Source organism: Falsirhodobacter algicola (assembly GCF_018279165.1).
Lineage (GTDB): Bacteria > Pseudomonadota > Alphaproteobacteria > Rhodobacterales > Rhodobacteraceae > Falsirhodobacter > Falsirhodobacter algicola.
Genome location: NZ_CP047289.1, coordinates 1887053 through 1901391, shown reverse-complemented (window position 1 = coordinate 1901391; position 14339 = coordinate 1887053). Strand labels below are relative to the sequence as shown.

The following is a 14339-nucleotide window of genomic DNA, read 5'->3' as shown; positions in this document are numbered from 1 at the left end:
CGCCGGTTCGATTATCTGGGGGTGAAACCCAGAGGGAGTTCGATGACCACCGCGCCCGCACGCCGACATGCCGCCGGAACAGACCCTGCCAAACGCGCCCAGATCCTGGACGGCGCCTTGGAGGTCTTTCTCGAACGCGGCTTCCATGCCGCCAGCATGCGCGAGATCTGCCGCGCGGCCGGTGTTTCCAAGGGCACGCTCTATGTCTATTTCACCGACAAGGAAGAGCTGTTCCAAGCCCTGATCGAAACCCGCCGCGACCGCAAGCACGAGGTGCTGACGGGCGTTCTGAACGGCCCCGCGCCGGTGGCCGAGAAGCTGGCCGATTATGGCCGCGTCCTTGCCCAGACCCTCACCTCGCGCGAGGTGGTGCGGTTTCAGCGCATCATCATCGGCCTCGTGGACGGGATCGAAGGCCTCGGCCCGCGCTTTTACGACATCGCCAAGCGGCGCACGCTCGACGATCTGACCGCGCTGCTGACGCAGGCCGTGGCGGATGGGACGATGGACATTCCCGACATCGAACTTGCCACGCATCAATTCGCCGAGATGACGACCGCGGGCCTGTGGCGTCCGCGGCTCTTCGGATCGGAGCGCACCCCGCCGGACATGGACCGGATCGAGGCGACCGTCGCCTCGGCGGTGCGGATGTTCATGGCCGGCTATGGCCGGGCGACAGGCGGCTAGATCATCTCCAGCGGGACGGGCGCGGGCGGCGGCGGGAACAGCGCCTCCAGTCGGGCGCGAGCCTCTGGGGGGATCGTCAGGGCGGCGGCCTTGCGATTCTCCGCGACATGCGCCGTGGTTGAGGCTTTGGGGATCGCGATCAGCCCCTGCTCCAGCACCCATGCCAGCGCAAGGATCACCGGGGTCGTGTCCAATTCCTCGGCAAGGGTCGACAGGCCGGGATGGGCCAGAAGGCGCCCCTGCTCCACCGGGGAATAGGCCATGGCGGGCAGAGCGCGCGCCGCCATCCATGGCAGCAGATCCAGATCCGGCCCCCGCCGCGTCAGGTTATAGAGGATCTGGTTCGTCTGGCAGGACGCACCTCCCGCCGCCACCAATTCCTCCATATCCGCAGGATCGAGGTTCGACACGCCCCAGCCGCCGATCTTGCCCGCTGCCACCAGCGCCTCCATCGCCTCCACCGTCTCGGCCAAGGGGACGCCGCCGCGCCAATGCAGCAGATAGAGATCCAGCCGGTCCGTCCCAAGGCGGCGCAGACTTTCCTCGCAGGCGCGCGGCAGGCGCGTGCGGGATGCGTTTTGCGGATAGGCCTTGGAGACGAGGAACACCTCGTCCCGGCGCCCCTTCAACGCATGCCCTACCAGCCGTTCGGTCGCGCCGTCGCCATACATCTCGGCGGTATCGACCAGCGTCATGCCAAGGTCGATCCCGGCCTGCAGCGCCTCGATCTCCTGCTGGGCTGGGGCGCGCCCCTCGCCCAGCATCCATGTGCCGAGGCCAAGCGTCGGCACGGCGCGGCCATCCGGAAAGCGAATCGTCTGCATGGCATCATCCCCGTCACTGCGTCCGGGGTGAAAGTGTAAGCGCCGCACCGCGCCGGTAAAGGGTCAGGCGCAGAGGCGCTGATCGGTGCGCCCGGTGATCCGCGCCTCGAGGATGCGGCCCTCGGGCTGATCGGCGGCGAAATCGACCTCGGTGAACTGCTCGGTCCGGCCAAGGCGCGGGCCTTCCATCAGGATGCGGTGCATCTGCCCCTGCTGCGCCTCCAGATGGGCCGCGACCTGCGCCGCGCCCGCCGCCCGCAGCCGGGCCGCCCGTTCGCGGATCGCCGGGCCGCGCACCTGCGGCATGCGCGCCGCCGGGGTGCCCTTGCGCGGGCTGAAGGGGAAGACGTGCAGGAAGGTCAGGCCGCAATCCTCCACCAGCTTCAGCGAGTTGTCGAACATCGCCTCCGTCTCGGTCGGGAAACCGGCGATGATGTCGGCGCCGAACACCATATCGGGGCGCAGGCGGCGCGCATCCTCGCAGAAACGGATCGCATCGTCGCGCAGGTGCCGACGCTTCATCCGCTTCAGGATCATGTCGTCGCCCGCCTGCAACGACAGGTGCAGATGCGGCATCAGGCGCGGTTCGGTTGCGATGGCCTGCATCAGATTCTCATCGGCCTCGATCGAATCGATCGAGCTGATGCGCAGGCGCGGCAGGTCCGGCACCAGTTTCAGGATGCGCATCACCAGATCGCCCAGCCGCGGCGTCGCCGGCAGATCCGCCCCCCACGAGGTGAGGTCCACCCCCGTCAGCACCACTTCGTTGAATCCCTTGCCGACCAGCCGCTTGATCTGCTCCACCACCACACCGGCGGGAACGGACCGCGAATTGCCGCGCCCGAAGGGGATGATGCAGAAGGTGCAGCGGTGATCGCAGCCGTTCTGCACCTGCACATAGGCGCGATGGCGGCCGAACCCGTCGATCAGATGCCCGGCGGTTTCCCGAACGGACATGATGTCATCGACCATCACCTTCTCGGTCGTGCCGATCAGGTCGGGGGCGCGCAGGGCCTGCCACGTTTCGGCCTGCATCTTTTCGTGATTGCCGATCACACGGGTGACTTCGGCCATCTCGGCGAAGGTCTCGGGTTCGGTCTGCGCGGCGCAGCCCGTCACCAGAATCGGCGCGCCGGGATTTTCGCGCGCAAGGCGGCGGATTTCCTGCTTGGCCTTGCGCACCGCCTCGGCGGTGACGGCGCAGGTGTTCACGACCACGGCGTTGGACAGACCGGCCCCGGCGGCCAGTTCCTTCATCGCCTCCGTCTCGTAGGCGTTCAGGCGGCAGCCGAGGGTGGAGAAGACGGGCGCGCTCATACGGCCTCCAGCCAGTCGGGGGAGAGGGTTGCATCGAAGACGCGGGCCACGGGTCCGGTCATCCAGACGCCGTCCTCTCGCCAGTCGATCGTAAGGCGGCCGCCATCGACATCCACCGTCACGCGCCGCCCGGTCAAGCCGCGCAGATGCGCCGCCACCGCCGTGGCGCAGGTGCCCGACCCGCAGGCGAGCGTCACGCCCGCCCCGCGTTCCCACACCCGCATGCGCAGATGGTCCGGCCCGGCAAGGCTGGCGAATTCGACATTGGTCCGCGCGGGGAACAGGGGATGATGCTCCAGCCCCGGACCGAGGGCGGCAAGATCCACCGCCTCGGCATCGGGCACGAAGAAGATGCAATGCGGGTTGCCCATGCCCACGGCCGCGGGATCGCCCTCGATCGGCAGATGCGCGGTGTCGGTCGGCCCGGCCAGCGGCACCTCGGCCCAGTCGAGCTGCGGATGCCCCATGTTCACCGCGATCATCCCGCCCTCGGCCCGCTTGGCATGGAGCAGACCGCGTTCGGTGGTGAAGCGCACCGCATCCCGCCCCTCCAGCATCAAGGACGCGACGCAGCGGCTGGCATTGCCGCAGGCACCGGCGCGGCTGCCGTCGGTGTTCCAGAATTCGAGCGCGTAATCGGCGCTGTCGCTGTCGCGGATCTCGGCCAGCTGATCGAAGCCGACGCCGCGATTGCGGTCGCCCAGCGCACGCGCCAGCGCCGGCGTGGTGATGGCCGGGCCGCCGCGCGAATCCAGAACGACAAAATCGTTGCCAAGGCCGTGCATCTTGATGAAGGTGATCGGGTGCATGCTGGCCATATACGCCTCTGGCAAAGTTTTTGCCAGAGCCTGTGCGTTTTGTGCTTGACCCCCCCGAGCACCATCTCTAGATAGCGGTCCTGTGATGGGCCTATAGCTCAGTTGGTAGAGCAACTGACTTTTAATCAGTGGGTCGCAGGTTCGAATCCTGCTGGGCTCACCACTTTATTTCTTGAAGGATGACAACGCGTTTGTCGCTTTCGACAGACGCTCGTCGGTTCTGGATGCCGGGCTTCGGATGTAAGGTGTTTCTTCATCATACGGTGCTTCCTTGGCGGACCGCGGTCGCCAAGGCTAACCTCCCCGATTTCAAATGACGTGCACTGCCCATACCCTCCGCCGGCCTTGGTCGCCCGGGGGTTGAACGGGCAGGTGTTCTTTCGCATGGTGCGGCTGTTCTTCTTTCCGGCGCTGGCGAGCTGGCGGCCGACAGCCCTTGGATGGTGACACATGCTTCGTTCCGCACTCGGCCTCAACGGGGCCATGACCGCGCCCCATCGCGCGGCGGCCCTTGCCGGCCACGAGATTCTGGCCGCGGGCGGCAGCGCGATCGAGGCCATGGTCGCGGCGGCGGCGGCGATTGCCGTCGTCTATCCCCATATGAACGGCATCGGCGGCGACGGCTTCTGGCTGATCAAGCGACCGGGCGAGGCACCGATCGGCATCTTCGCGGCCGGTCAGGCGGCGGCGCTGGCCACGCCCGAATGGTATGCGGCGCAGGGCCATAGGGATGCGATCCCCACGCGCGGCGGGCTGGCGGCGCTGACGGTGCCGGGCACCATCGGCGGCTGGAACGAAGCGCTCGGCCATGTGGCCGAAGGGCGGCGCCTGCCGCTCGGCACCCTTCTGGCCCGCGCCATCGCCTATGCCGAGGATGGGATCAGCGTCACGGGAAACCAGTCCATCTGCACCGCGGAAAAACGTGCGGGGCTGATCGACGTGCCGGGCTTTGCCGATGTCTATCTGCCGGGCGGCGAGGCTCCGGCACCCGGCGCGCGCCTGCGCCAGCCCGCGCTTGGCCGCACGCTGCGGCGGCTGGCCGAAGACGGCCTCGGCAGTTTCTATGATGGGCCGCTGGCCGAGGCGCAGGCCCGCTTCCTTAAGGCCAATGGCAGCCCGCTGCGCGCGTCGGATTTCCGCGACTACCGCGCCCGGACCGTCACCCCCCTGCAGCACGACACCCGGTTCGGGCGGTTGTGGAACATGGTTCCGCCGACGCAGGGGGTGTCGTCGCTGATGATCCTCAGCCTCTTCGACAGGCTGGGTGTGACCGAGGGCGAGGGATATGCCCATCTGCACAGCCTGATCGAGGCGACCAAGCAGGCCTTCATCTGGCGCAACGCCGAGCTGGGCGATGCCGCCGAGATGGCCGGAACGCCCGAAGATTGGCTGTCCGACGCCCGGCTGGACGCAATGGCGGCGGCGATCGACCCGGACCGCGCCCTGCCATGGCCGCATGAGCCGAAGGCGGGCGATACGATCTGGATGGGGGCCTGCGACGGCGACGGCACGATGGTCAGCTTCATCCAATCCGTCTATTGGGAGTTCGGCTCTGGCCTGACCTGCCCCGAGACGGGCATCGTCTTCCAAAACCGTGGCGCGGGCTTTTCGCTTGGCGAGGGGCCGAACCGGCTGGCACCGGGCAAGCGTCCGTTCCACACCCTGAACCCGGCCATGGCGGAACTGAACGATGGCCGCGTGATGGCCTATGGCACCATGGGCGGCGAAGGCCAACCGCAGACGCAGGCCGCGATCTTCAGCCGCTATGCGCAGTTCGGAATGGACCTGCAGGCCGCCGTGACGGCTCCGCGCTGGCTTTTGGGGCGGACATGGGGCGATGCGGCCACCACGCTGAAGCTGGAGGAGCGGTTCGATCCCGCCCTGACAGACGCGCTGCGCAAGGCGGGCCACGAGGTGGAGATCCTGCCCCCCTTCTCCGACCTCGTCGGTCATGCCGGGGCGGTCGTGCGCCATCCGGACGGCCTGATCGAGGCCGCGACCGACCCGCGCGCCGACGGGGCCGCGCTGAGCTACTAGGCCCCGCCCCCGGGCGGGATCGCTGGCCTCCCCCGCATGCCGCCCTAGTGTTGGGTTGGCATGACCGATCAAGGGGGGCTACGTGCCGCATCTTCGCCCGTTTCCGATACCCGCCGGATCGCACGGCAAAGGCCCCCGGCGGGACCACCGTACCCTTCGCCTTCTGGGGGCGGCGGGGTTTCTGGCGCTGACAGGTTGCGTGCCCCATCTGGGCCTGCCGGTCCCGGCGGGGCCGGTCGCCATGGCCCAGCGCACCCATTTCTGGATCATCTGCGCGCTGATGCTGCTGGTGCTCGTGCCGATCTTCACGGCGATCCCCTTTCTTCTGTGGCGCTACCGCTACCGAGAGGACAAGCAGACCGCGCCCTACCGCCCCGACTGGAACTACTCCCGCATGTGGGAGGTGCTGATCTGGACCGGGCCGGTCGCGCTGGTGACGGTGTTCGCGGTCCTGCTGTGGCGGCAGACGCATCTTCTGGACCCCTACCGCCCCCTGCCGGGCGAAGAGGTGCAGGTGCAGGTCGTGGCGCAGGATTGGCGCTGGCTGTTCATCTATCCCGAATACGGCATCGCCACGGTGAACCGGCTGGTGCTGCCGGCCGGGCGTCCGGCGGCGCTGTCGCTCACCTCCACCAGCGTGATGCAGTCGTTCTTCGTGCCGGCGCTGGCGGGGCAGATCTATGCGATGGCCGGGATGACGACGCGGCTGCACCTGCAGGCCGATGCGCCGGGCCAATGGACGGGCCGCAACGCCCAGTACAATGGCACCGGATTCGAGCGGCAGACCTTCACCGCCGAGGCCCTGCCCGAGGCCGATTTCGACGCATGGATCCAAGATGCCCAGAGCGCCCCACCACCGCAGGCCGAGGTTCTGAACCTGCGCGGCACGGGGGACGATCTGGCCCGCGCATTGGACCGGCCCGCCGATGCCCTTGTCTTCGGCGACGTTCCGGCGACCCTTTTCGATGACCTCGCCGGCGGGGCACCCCATCACCATCATCACGGAGGCGGGGAATGACGCCCGACATCCTTCTGGGCCGCCTCGATGCCTCGGCCCTACCCTGGCACGAGATCACCGAGGCCGAGAACCGCCTTCAACTCCTGAGCGGGATCGTCGGGCTGGCGGCGGCGCTGCTGGCCGTGGTGGCGGCGCTGGCGGTGGCGGCGATCCTGACGCGCCGCCGCGGGTGGGGGCCGCTGTGGCGGGATTGGGCCACCAGCCTCGATCACAAGAAGATCGGGATCATGTATGTCGTCGTCGCCTTTGCCATGCTGGCGCGCGGCGTGGCCGAGGCGGCGGTGATGCGCCTGCAGCAGGCCCTTGGCGCGGATGGCGGCGGCATCCTGACACCGGACCATTTCGGGCAACTCTTCTCGACCCATGGCACGATCATGATCTTCTTCGTGGCCATGCCCTTCCTGACCGGCCTGATCAATTTCGTGATGCCGATGCAGATCGGCGCGCGGGATGTGTCCTTTCCGCTGCTGAACTCCGTCAGCCTCGGGCTGACGGTGGCGGGGGCCGCGCTGGTGATGATCTCGCTCGTGATCCAGCCCTTCTCCACCGGGGGGTGGTCGGGCTATCCTCCGTTCACCGAGATCAGCTTTCAGCCCGGCGCAGGGCCCGATTACTGGATCTGGGCGGTGACGCTTTCCTCGCTCGGCTCCACCCTTTCCGGGATCAACTTCACCGTCACCATCTACAAGGAGCGGTGCGAGGGGATGCGCCTGATGCGGATGCCGATGTTCTGCTGGACCTCGCTCTGCACCTCGATCCTGATGATCTTCGCGATGCCGCCGCTGACGGTGGCGACGGGGCTCTTGGCGCTCGACCGCTATCTCGGCTTTCACGTCTTCACCAATGACGGCGGCGGCAACGTGATGCTGTTCGCCAACCTTTTCTGGCTGTTCGGCCACCCGGAGGTCTATATCCTGATCCTGCCCGCCTTCGGCGTCTGGAGCGAGGTGTTCTCCACCTTCTCCGGCAAGGGGATCTACGGGTATTTCACGCTGGTGTTGGCGACGATGTGCATCGCGGTCCTCAGCTTCACCGTCTGGGTGCACCACTTCTTCACCATGGGGCAGAGCGCGGATCTGAACGCCGTCTTCGGCATCGCCACGATGACCATCTCGATCCCCACGGGGGTGAAGATCTACGACTGGATGCTGACGATGTATCGGGGGCGGGTGCGGATCACGGTGCCCATGGTCTATGCGGTCGGGTTCCTGTTCCTCTTCGTGCTCGGGGGCATGTCCGGGGTGCTGCTGGCGAACCCTTCCATCGATTTTCAGGTGCACAACACGCTGTTCCTCGTGGCGCATTTCCACAACATGCTGATCCCTGGCACCCTGTTCGGGATGATCGCGGGCTATACGCTGTGGTTCCCCAAGGCCTTCGGCTTCCGGCTGGATGACCGCTGGGGCTACCGCGCGGCGGGCCTGTGGATCGTGGGCTTCATACTGGCCTTCTTCCCGCTCTATCTGCTGGGGCTGATGGGGATGCCGCGCCGCTTGGTCGGCTTCTTCGAGGAGGGCTGGCTGCCGCTGACGCTGGCGGCGCTGGCGGGGGCGGGCTGCATCGTGCTGGCGGTAATCGCGCTCGGGGTGCAGCTTGCGGTGTCCATCCGGCGGCGCGAGGCGCTGGCCGTGCCGGTGGGCGATCCGTGGGACGGGCGCAGCCTCGAATGGGCCCTGCCCGCCCCGGCCCCCGAATGGAACTTCCCCACCGATCCCGTGGTGAATGGCCGCGATGCCTTCATGCAGCTGAAACGTCAGGGCGGGCATCTCGACCGGCCCGAAGGCGGATTCGGCGATATCCGGGTGCCGCGGGAAAGCGCGATCGGCCCCATCGTCGCGGTGGCCGGCACCGCCGCCGGCTTTGCGCTGACATGGTATATCTGGTGGTTGGCGGCGCTGTCGGTGGCCGTGATCGTCGGCGCCATGATCGCCCGCGGTTTCGTGCGCGATGCTTGGCGCACCATTCCCGCCGCCACCGTGGAGGCGCATTGGACCGCGTGGCGCGCCTTGGCCGACGCCACCCCCCGCGTGCGCCGCAGCGACGAGCTGCGCCCCGCGAACCGCGGCCATGCCGTTCCCGCCGCCGAGGAGAGATCCACATGAACACCCGTCACCCCGGCCTGAACCTTGGGGCCCATCACGGCGCCGCCGACGACGCCGCAGAGGTCGAGATCTTCGGCTTCTGGGTGTTCATGATGAGCGATGCCGTCCTCTTCGGGCTCTTGATGGCGACCTATGTCAGCTTCCTCGGCGCGACCCATGGCGGGCCGGGGCCGCAGACGCTGTTCGATCTGCGCTCGATCACGGTGCAGACGGTGCTGCTGCTGACCTCCAGCCTGACGATGGGCCTCGCCCAGCTTGCGATGAAGCACGAGGAGGGGACGCGGCGGATCGTAGTCTGGCTTCTCGTCTCGCTCGGCCTCGGGGGGGCGTTCCTTGCGCTGGAGATGCACGATTTCCTGTCGATGATCGACAAGGGGGGCGTACCGCAGGCCAGCGGGTTCCTCTCGGCCTATTGGGCGCTGGTGCCGCTGCACGGGCTGCATGTCGCCTCGGCCGGCCTGTGGATGCTGGCGATCCTCGGGCAGATGGCTTGGTACGGGGTCGATGACGGGGTCAAGACGGGGCTGCTGCGCCTTGGCGTGCTGTGGCATTTCCTCGATGTCGTCTGGATCGGCATCTTCACCATCGTCTTCGTCGGAGGTCTGGCATGAGCGTGAAGAAAGAGCGGCGCAGCTATCTGATCGGCTATGTCCTCGCGCTGATTCTGACGCTGCCGGTTCTGGGGCTGACGGCCAGCGGGGCACTGCCGCGCGGCACGCTGCTTTGGGTCGCGGGCGTTGCGGCGGTGGTGCAGATCGCGGTGCATTTCCGCTTCTTTCTGCATATCCGCCTAAAGGGACAAACGCGCGAAGATCTTCATTTGATCCTGTTCACCACCCTCATTCTGGCGCTGATGGGCGGGGGGACGATCTGGATCATGGCCGACCTCGCCGCCCGGATGTAGGGGGCGGAAACAGAAACAGCCGCCCCGAAAGGGCGGCTGTTTCTGGTCCAGAAGAACTGGTGCCGGTGAAGGGACTCGAACCCCCGACCCCATCATTACGAATGACGTGCTCTACCAGCTGAGCTACACCGGCGTGTGGCGGGGCTTTAGCATCCCCGCGCCGGGTCGTGAAGTCCTAATGTGCAGGTTTTTCCGCCTCGACTTCATTTTCCGGGGGCATCTGCGGGCCTTCGGCGGCGTGCGTCACGACCGGCGCACCGACGATCAGCGGCAGCAGTTCCGCGCCCGAGGTGCCCGATCCCGACATGTCCGCAGGCTCGCGCCATGTCAGCGTGTCGAAGCCGCCGCAATTGTCGCAGATCGGCGCCCATTGGGCATGCGCCGCCTGACATTTGTCGCAGCACCATTGCGGGCCGCGCGGCGCGCTCAGCGCGCGGGTCAGCCAGCCGCGCACCACGGCGTCGTCGGCGCCCTCGCCCCGCTCGATCGCGGCCATGATCGTCAACGAGCGGACGGTGGAATGATCCACCGGCAGCCGACCGATGGCGCGGCGGGCATCGGGGAAATCCTCGGCGGCGATGGCGAGCTCGGCCTTCAGCATCATTGATTCGGGATTGTCGGGATGCACGTCGGTCAGCGGCACGAAGCGTTTGCGGCGCTGTTCGGGCGTCTCGTCCGGGGCGATCTCGGCGAAGGCACCGGCCAGATCGGGATGGGGCTGCACCTCCCACGCCTTGCGCAGGATGCGGGCGGCGTGGCGGGGATTGCCCTGCTCAATATAGGAGCGGGCGGCCAGCACCGCCGCCGGGATCAGATCGGGCGAGAGTTTGTTCGCCTCGATCGCGGCCTCGCGCGCCTCGATGGAGGCGCGATCTTCCATGATGGTGCGGGCTTGCTGCAGGGCCAGAACCGCATCGCGCCGTTGATACACGGCCTTGGGCAGCGCGCCGGCCCGGCGCTTGGCCTCCAGCGTCTGGCGGGCGCCCTGCCAATCGGCGCTGTCGGCCTGCAGCTTCAGCAGGATGTCCTGCGTCTCGGGATGCTTGGGCTTCAGCGCGAAGGCGCGTTCCGCCAGCTTCAGCGCCGTGGCGGTGTCGCCTTCGTCCAGCTTTTGCTGCAAAAGGCCGCGGATGCCGACGAACCGGGTGCGGTGATCGGCCAGAAGCGTCTTCCACGCCTCTTCGGCCTTGCCGCGCTCCCCCGCCTGCTCGGCGGCCTGCGCCCGGACCAGCGCCGTCATATGCGGCTGATCCAGCAGCTTGTCCGCCGTTTCCGCCCGCGACAGCGCCAGCTTCGGCTCCCCCGAGGCGAGCGCCAGAAGCGCATCCGACAGCGCCTCGCGGCCCTTGCGGTCGCGGTTGCGGTCGAAATAGCGGCTGAGCGCGGTTTCATCGCCGTTGAGGAAGCGGAACAGCGCCACGACCAGCGCCGCCACCTTCAGCACCAGCCACAGCACGAAGATGATCAGAAGCGCGAGGATCAGCGTCTGGACCGGCCCCAGCGTCAGCTCCATCCCCGACACCGTCAGGCGGATGCCGTCCCCGGTATCGAGCAGCCAACTCGCGGTCAGGCTGACGCCCGCGATGACGGCGACGAAGATCAGAACCTTCAGCAGCGACCACAGCATCAGCGATCCTCCAACGAGGTCATGGCCTCCACCGCCGCCAGTCGGCGACCCGCCTCGGCACGCCAGTCGGACATGGCGGCCTGACCTTCGAGCGGCAGGGCGCGGATCTCGTCGAGGGCGCCGGCGATGTCGCCATTGCCCAGCGCCGCCTCGGCGCGCGACAGGATCGCATCGGGGTCGTCCCCCTCGCGCGGGGCGAGCGAGCGGGCGCCCGTCTGGCTGCGCAGGAAGGCGCGCGTCCGCTCCCCCCATGTCGCGCCGCTGTCGGCCCGAAGCGAGGCTTCGAGCGCGGCGCGCGCGGCATCGGGGAAGGATTGTTGCAGGCTGGTCAGGGCGGGCACGCCGCCGGCATTGTCCGCAAGGCCCTGCGGCACATCCACCCCGGCATCCGTTAGATTCTGCAGCGCCGCGCCAAAGGGCGTGCCGCTATCGAGCGCGGCGGCGATGCGGTTCTGGGCGGCGGCGACGGTGGTGGCGCGGGCCGAATCCTCGGCCTGCCGCTGAAGCTCGGCCGCCTGCTGGCGGGCTGCGTCCAGTTGCTGGCGCGTGTCGTCGATCGTGGCCTGCAGATCGGCGGGGATGCCGTCGTCGTTGATCTTCTGACGCAACTCGTCGATCTCGGCGCGGATCGCCTCAGGATCGACGCGGCCCTCCTCCAGCGCGGTCACACGCTGTTCCAGCGGCGTGATGTTGGGGGCCGACAGCGATGCGACGCGGTCGCGCAGGGCCGTGATCTCCTGTGCCTGACGCTGGATTTCGGCCTGAAGCGGGGCGTTGTCCTGCATGGGCCAGCCTTCGGGCGTCCATTTGGCAAGCGCAAAGCCCAGCGCGGCGGCGATCAGCCCGCCCGCGACCAGCGGCACGAAGATCGCGCGGCGCCGGGCCGGGGCGGGCGCCGGGGCCGCAGCGGCCGGTTCGGGCGCCTTCGTCAGCGTCGGCGGCTCGTCCGGGCGATCCGCCTCGGGGGTCACGCGGTCGGCCTTGACGCCGCCCTCCTCCGCATCGGCCGTCGCTGCGACCGTGGTATCGGGGTCGGTCACGGGCGCATCGGACCGCGCCTCGGATGCCGGGACGGAGGGCTTGACCTCGGACTCCGGTTTTTCGGGGCGGGTGTCGTCGTTTGCCATGCCGTGCCTTTCGCGCTTCCAAAGGGTATGTGCGGTTGAAACTAGCCCTGTGGCGTTGAGGTCTCAAGCCTTTGCATCGCCGTGACAAGCGCGTGCATGGATGGGGCGTCCGGACGGGCGGCGATGCGCGTCTCGGCGGCGGGGGGTGCGGCGGCGGCCACGGCGGGCGAAAGGCAGGCAAGGCGCAGCCTCGCGCGCGCCCCCGCAGCGGCCATGGCGAAACGGCGGGCCGAGGCCGGGGAATGCAGCGGCACGATCACCTCCGCCGCGTTGAAAAGAAGGGCCTTCGCCTCTTCGGACAGAGGTTTGGGGGCCATGCGATAGACCACCGCCTCCGCCACCCGAAGGCCTGCGGCGGTCAGCCGGGCCGCGACATCGCCGCGCGTCTCCTCCCCCCGCGCGTGCAAAAGCACCCCATCCGGCCGCGCCTTCAGCAAAAGGGCGATCAGCGCCTCGGCATCGCCATCGGCGGACACCGCATCGAACCCGGCCGCGCGGGCCGCCTCGGCGGTGCGGGCACCGACGCACCATGCCCGAAGGGCCGGGCATCGCCCGCCCAGCGCCGAGGCGGCACGGGCCGAGGTGAAGATCAGCCCATCCGCCGGCGGCAATTCGGGGCACAGCACCTCTGGTTCGGCCAGCGGCGACAGGACGACCGGCCCGTCCAGCCCCTGCGCATCGCGCGCAGCGGCAGCGGCAGGGCGGGTCAGAAGGACGGGCGGGCGGGATTGCCGGGACATGGCGGGCAGGTTACATCTGCCCGCGAACCCCTTCAACCGGCAGAGCATGAGCACCGATCCGATCTTCCTTGGCATCGAAAGCAGCTGCGATGACACCGCCGCCGCCGTGGTGCGCGGCGACGGCACCATCTTTTCCTCCGTCGTGGAGGGGCAGACGGCGCTGCATGCGGCCTTTGGCGGGGTCGTTCCCGAAATCGCCGCCCGCGCCCATGCCGAGCGGCTGGACGGGTGCGCCGAGCAGGCCCTGCGCGAGGCCGGCCTCACGCTGGCCGATTTGGACGGGATCGCGGTGACGGCCGGGCCGGGGCTGATCGGGGGCGTTCTGTCGGGGGTGATGCTGGCCAAGGGGCTGGCGGCGGCGACGGGCCTGCCGCTGGTGGGCGTGAACCACCTTGCCGGCCATGCGCTGACCCCGCGCCTGACGGACGGGCTGGACTATCCGTATCTGATGCTCCTCATCTCGGGCGGGCATTGCCAGTTCCTGATCGTGCGGGGCGCCGAATCCTTCGTGCGGCTGGGCGGGTCCATCGACGATGCCCCGGGCGAGGCCTTCGACAAGACCGCGAAACTCCTTGGGCTGCCGCAACCGGGCGGCCCCGCCGTCAGCCGCGAGGCCGAGCGCGGCGATCCCGCCCGCTTCGCCCTGCCCCGCCCGCTTCTGGACCGGCCCGGCTGCGATATGAGCTTTTCCGGCCTGAAGACCGCCCTTCTGCGCGAACGCGACCGGCTGGTGGCGGCGCAAGGCGGGCTGTTCCAGCAGGACCGCGCGGATCTGTGCGCCGCCTTCGAGATGGCCGTCGCCGATGTGCTGGAGGAAAAGACCCGCCGCGCGCTGGCGCTCTATATGGCCGAAGGGGCGGATCGCCCGGCCCTTGCGGTGGCGGGGGGCGTGGCGGCGAACACCCGGATTCGCGCCCGGCTGACGGCGGTGGCCGCCAAGGCCGGGGCGGCCTTCGTCGCGCCGCCGATCGCGCTCTGCACCGACAACGCCGCCATGATCGCCTTTGCCGGGATCGAACGTTTCCGCGCCGGCGGACGCGACGGAATGGATCTGGTGGCCCGCCCGCGCTGGCCGTTGGATCAGAACGCAGCCCCCCTTGTCGGCGCGGGCCGCAAGGGGGCCAAAGCCTGAGGAGAC

13 protein-coding genes and 2 tRNA genes are annotated in these 14339 nt (G+C 68.7%); 8 read left to right on the top strand and 7 right to left on the bottom strand.

The features are described from left to right. Positions 1–42 precede the first annotated feature (42 nt). Positions 43–687 (top strand): TetR/AcrR family transcriptional regulator, encoded by a 645-nt coding sequence (locus GR316_RS09465; RefSeq protein WP_211783683.1) that lies wholly within the window; start codon positions 43–45, stop codon positions 685–687. Here the strand turns inward: GR316_RS09465 and GR316_RS09460 are convergent. The 3 genes from GR316_RS09460 to dapF all read right to left on the bottom strand — a co-directional run bounded on the left by GR316_RS09460 (position 684) and on the right by dapF (position 3646). Continuing rightward, positions 684–1511 (bottom strand): aldo/keto reductase, encoded by an 828-nt coding sequence (locus GR316_RS09460; RefSeq protein WP_211783682.1) that lies wholly within the window; start codon positions 1509–1511, stop codon positions 684–686. The genes GR316_RS09465 and GR316_RS09460 overlap by 4 nt on opposite strands. 63 nt (positions 1512–1574) lie before the next feature. Continuing rightward, on the bottom strand, positions 1575–2828 hold the full coding sequence (gene mtaB / locus GR316_RS09455) for a tRNA (N(6)-L-threonylcarbamoyladenosine(37)-C(2))-methylthiotransferase MtaB (protein ID WP_211783681.1): 1254 nt from the start codon (positions 2826–2828) through the stop codon (positions 1575–1577). After that, positions 2825–3646 carry a diaminopimelate epimerase gene (gene dapF, locus GR316_RS09450; protein WP_211783680.1) on the bottom strand — a complete coding sequence of 274 codons (822 nt, stop codon included), beginning with the start codon at positions 3644–3646 and terminating at the stop codon, positions 2825–2827. Before dapF ends, mtaB begins: the two co-directional genes overlap by 4 nt. Before the next feature lie 87 nt (positions 3647–3733). Between dapF and GR316_RS09445 the strand changes: the two genes are divergently transcribed. The 6 genes from GR316_RS09445 (at position 3734) to cyoD (ending at position 9707) form a co-directional block, all read left to right on the top strand. Continuing rightward, positions 3734–3809 (top strand) — tRNA-Lys (locus GR316_RS09445). A gap of 287 nt (positions 3810–4096) precedes the next feature. Then, positions 4097–5683: a gamma-glutamyltransferase family protein gene (locus tag GR316_RS09440; protein WP_211783679.1), complete on the top strand. Its 1587-nt coding sequence runs from the start codon at positions 4097–4099 to the stop codon at positions 5681–5683. An 82-nt stretch (positions 5684–5765) separates the two neighbouring features. Next, positions 5766–6701 carry a cytochrome ubiquinol oxidase subunit II family protein gene (locus GR316_RS09435; RefSeq protein ID WP_211783678.1) on the top strand — a complete coding sequence of 312 codons (936 nt, stop codon included), beginning with the start codon at positions 5766–5768 and terminating at the stop codon, positions 6699–6701. After that, positions 6698–8803 (top strand): cbb3-type cytochrome c oxidase subunit I, encoded by a 2106-nt coding sequence (locus GR316_RS09430; protein ID WP_211783677.1) that lies wholly within the window; start codon positions 6698–6700, stop codon positions 8801–8803. Before GR316_RS09435 ends, GR316_RS09430 begins: the two co-directional genes overlap by 4 nt. Continuing rightward, a complete protein-coding gene (locus tag GR316_RS09425) occupies positions 8800–9414 on the top strand; it encodes a cytochrome c oxidase subunit 3 (protein WP_211783676.1) in 615 nt (204 codons plus the stop codon). Before GR316_RS09430 ends, GR316_RS09425 begins: the two co-directional genes overlap by 4 nt. Beyond that, a complete protein-coding gene (gene cyoD, locus GR316_RS09420; RefSeq protein WP_211783675.1) occupies positions 9411–9707 on the top strand; it encodes a cytochrome o ubiquinol oxidase subunit IV in 297 nt (98 codons plus the stop codon). The genes GR316_RS09425 and cyoD overlap by 4 nt, the downstream gene beginning before the upstream one ends. A gap of 57 nt (positions 9708–9764) precedes the next feature. On the opposite strand, the gene GR316_RS09415 is transcribed toward cyoD, so the two are convergent. From GR316_RS09415 to GR316_RS09400, 4 genes are all read right to left on the bottom strand, one after another. Beyond that, positions 9765–9840: transfer RNA gene (locus GR316_RS09415), tRNA-Thr, on the bottom strand. A 42-nt stretch (positions 9841–9882) separates the two neighbouring features. Beyond that, positions 9883–11334, bottom strand: a complete 1452-nt coding sequence (locus GR316_RS09410; protein ID WP_211783674.1) for a heme biosynthesis protein HemY — start codon at positions 11332–11334, stop codon at positions 9883–9885. Continuing rightward, positions 11334–12461: a COG4223 family protein gene (locus GR316_RS09405; RefSeq protein WP_211783673.1), complete on the bottom strand. Its 1128-nt coding sequence runs from the start codon at positions 12459–12461 to the stop codon at positions 11334–11336. Before GR316_RS09405 ends, GR316_RS09410 begins: the two co-directional genes overlap by 1 nt. A 41-nt stretch (positions 12462–12502) precedes the next feature. After that, positions 12503–13201 carry a uroporphyrinogen-III synthase gene (locus GR316_RS09400; RefSeq protein WP_211783672.1) on the bottom strand — a complete coding sequence of 233 codons (699 nt, stop codon included), beginning with the start codon at positions 13199–13201 and terminating at the stop codon, positions 12503–12505. A gap of 46 nt (positions 13202–13247) precedes the next feature. Between GR316_RS09400 and tsaD the strand changes: the two genes are divergently transcribed. Beyond that, complete coding sequence (tsaD, locus tag GR316_RS09395; protein ID WP_211785178.1) at positions 13248–14333, top strand: tRNA (adenosine(37)-N6)-threonylcarbamoyltransferase complex transferase subunit TsaD; 1086 nt, start codon at positions 13248–13250, stop codon at positions 14331–14333. Positions 14334–14339: the final 6 nt, after the last annotated feature.

Bases quoted from the DNA above. Each gene is read 5' to 3' on its own strand.
- GR316_RS09465 (WP_211783683.1), top strand. From the start codon at position 43: ATGACCACCGCGCCCGCACGCCGACATGCCGCCGGAACAGACCCTGCC.
- GR316_RS09460 (WP_211783682.1), bottom strand. From the start codon at position 1,511: ATGCAGACGATTCGCTTTCCGGATGGCCGCGCCGTGCCGACGCTTGGC.
- mtaB (WP_211783681.1), bottom strand. From the start codon at position 2,828: ATGAGCGCGCCCGTCTTCTCCACCCTCGGCTGCCGCCTGAACGCCTAC.
- dapF (WP_211783680.1), bottom strand. From the start codon at position 3,646: ATGGCCAGCATGCACCCGATCACCTTCATCAAGATGCACGGCCTTGGC.
- GR316_RS09440 (WP_211783679.1), top strand. From the start codon at position 4,097: ATGCTTCGTTCCGCACTCGGCCTCAACGGGGCCATGACCGCGCCCCAT.
- GR316_RS09430 (WP_211783677.1), top strand. From the start codon at position 6,698: ATGACGCCCGACATCCTTCTGGGCCGCCTCGATGCCTCGGCCCTACCC.
- GR316_RS09425 (WP_211783676.1), top strand. From the start codon at position 8,800: ATGAACACCCGTCACCCCGGCCTGAACCTTGGGGCCCATCACGGCGCC.
- cyoD (WP_211783675.1), top strand. From the start codon at position 9,411: ATGAGCGTGAAGAAAGAGCGGCGCAGCTATCTGATCGGCTATGTCCTC.
- GR316_RS09410 (WP_211783674.1), bottom strand. From the start codon at position 11,334: ATGCTGTGGTCGCTGCTGAAGGTTCTGATCTTCGTCGCCGTCATCGCG.
- GR316_RS09405 (WP_211783673.1), bottom strand. From the start codon at position 12,461: ATGGCAAACGACGACACCCGCCCCGAAAAACCGGAGTCCGAGGTCAAG.
- GR316_RS09400 (WP_211783672.1), bottom strand. From the start codon at position 13,201: ATGTCCCGGCAATCCCGCCCGCCCGTCCTTCTGACCCGCCCTGCCGCT.
- tsaD (WP_211785178.1), top strand. From the start codon at position 13,248: ATGAGCACCGATCCGATCTTCCTTGGCATCGAAAGCAGCTGCGATGAC.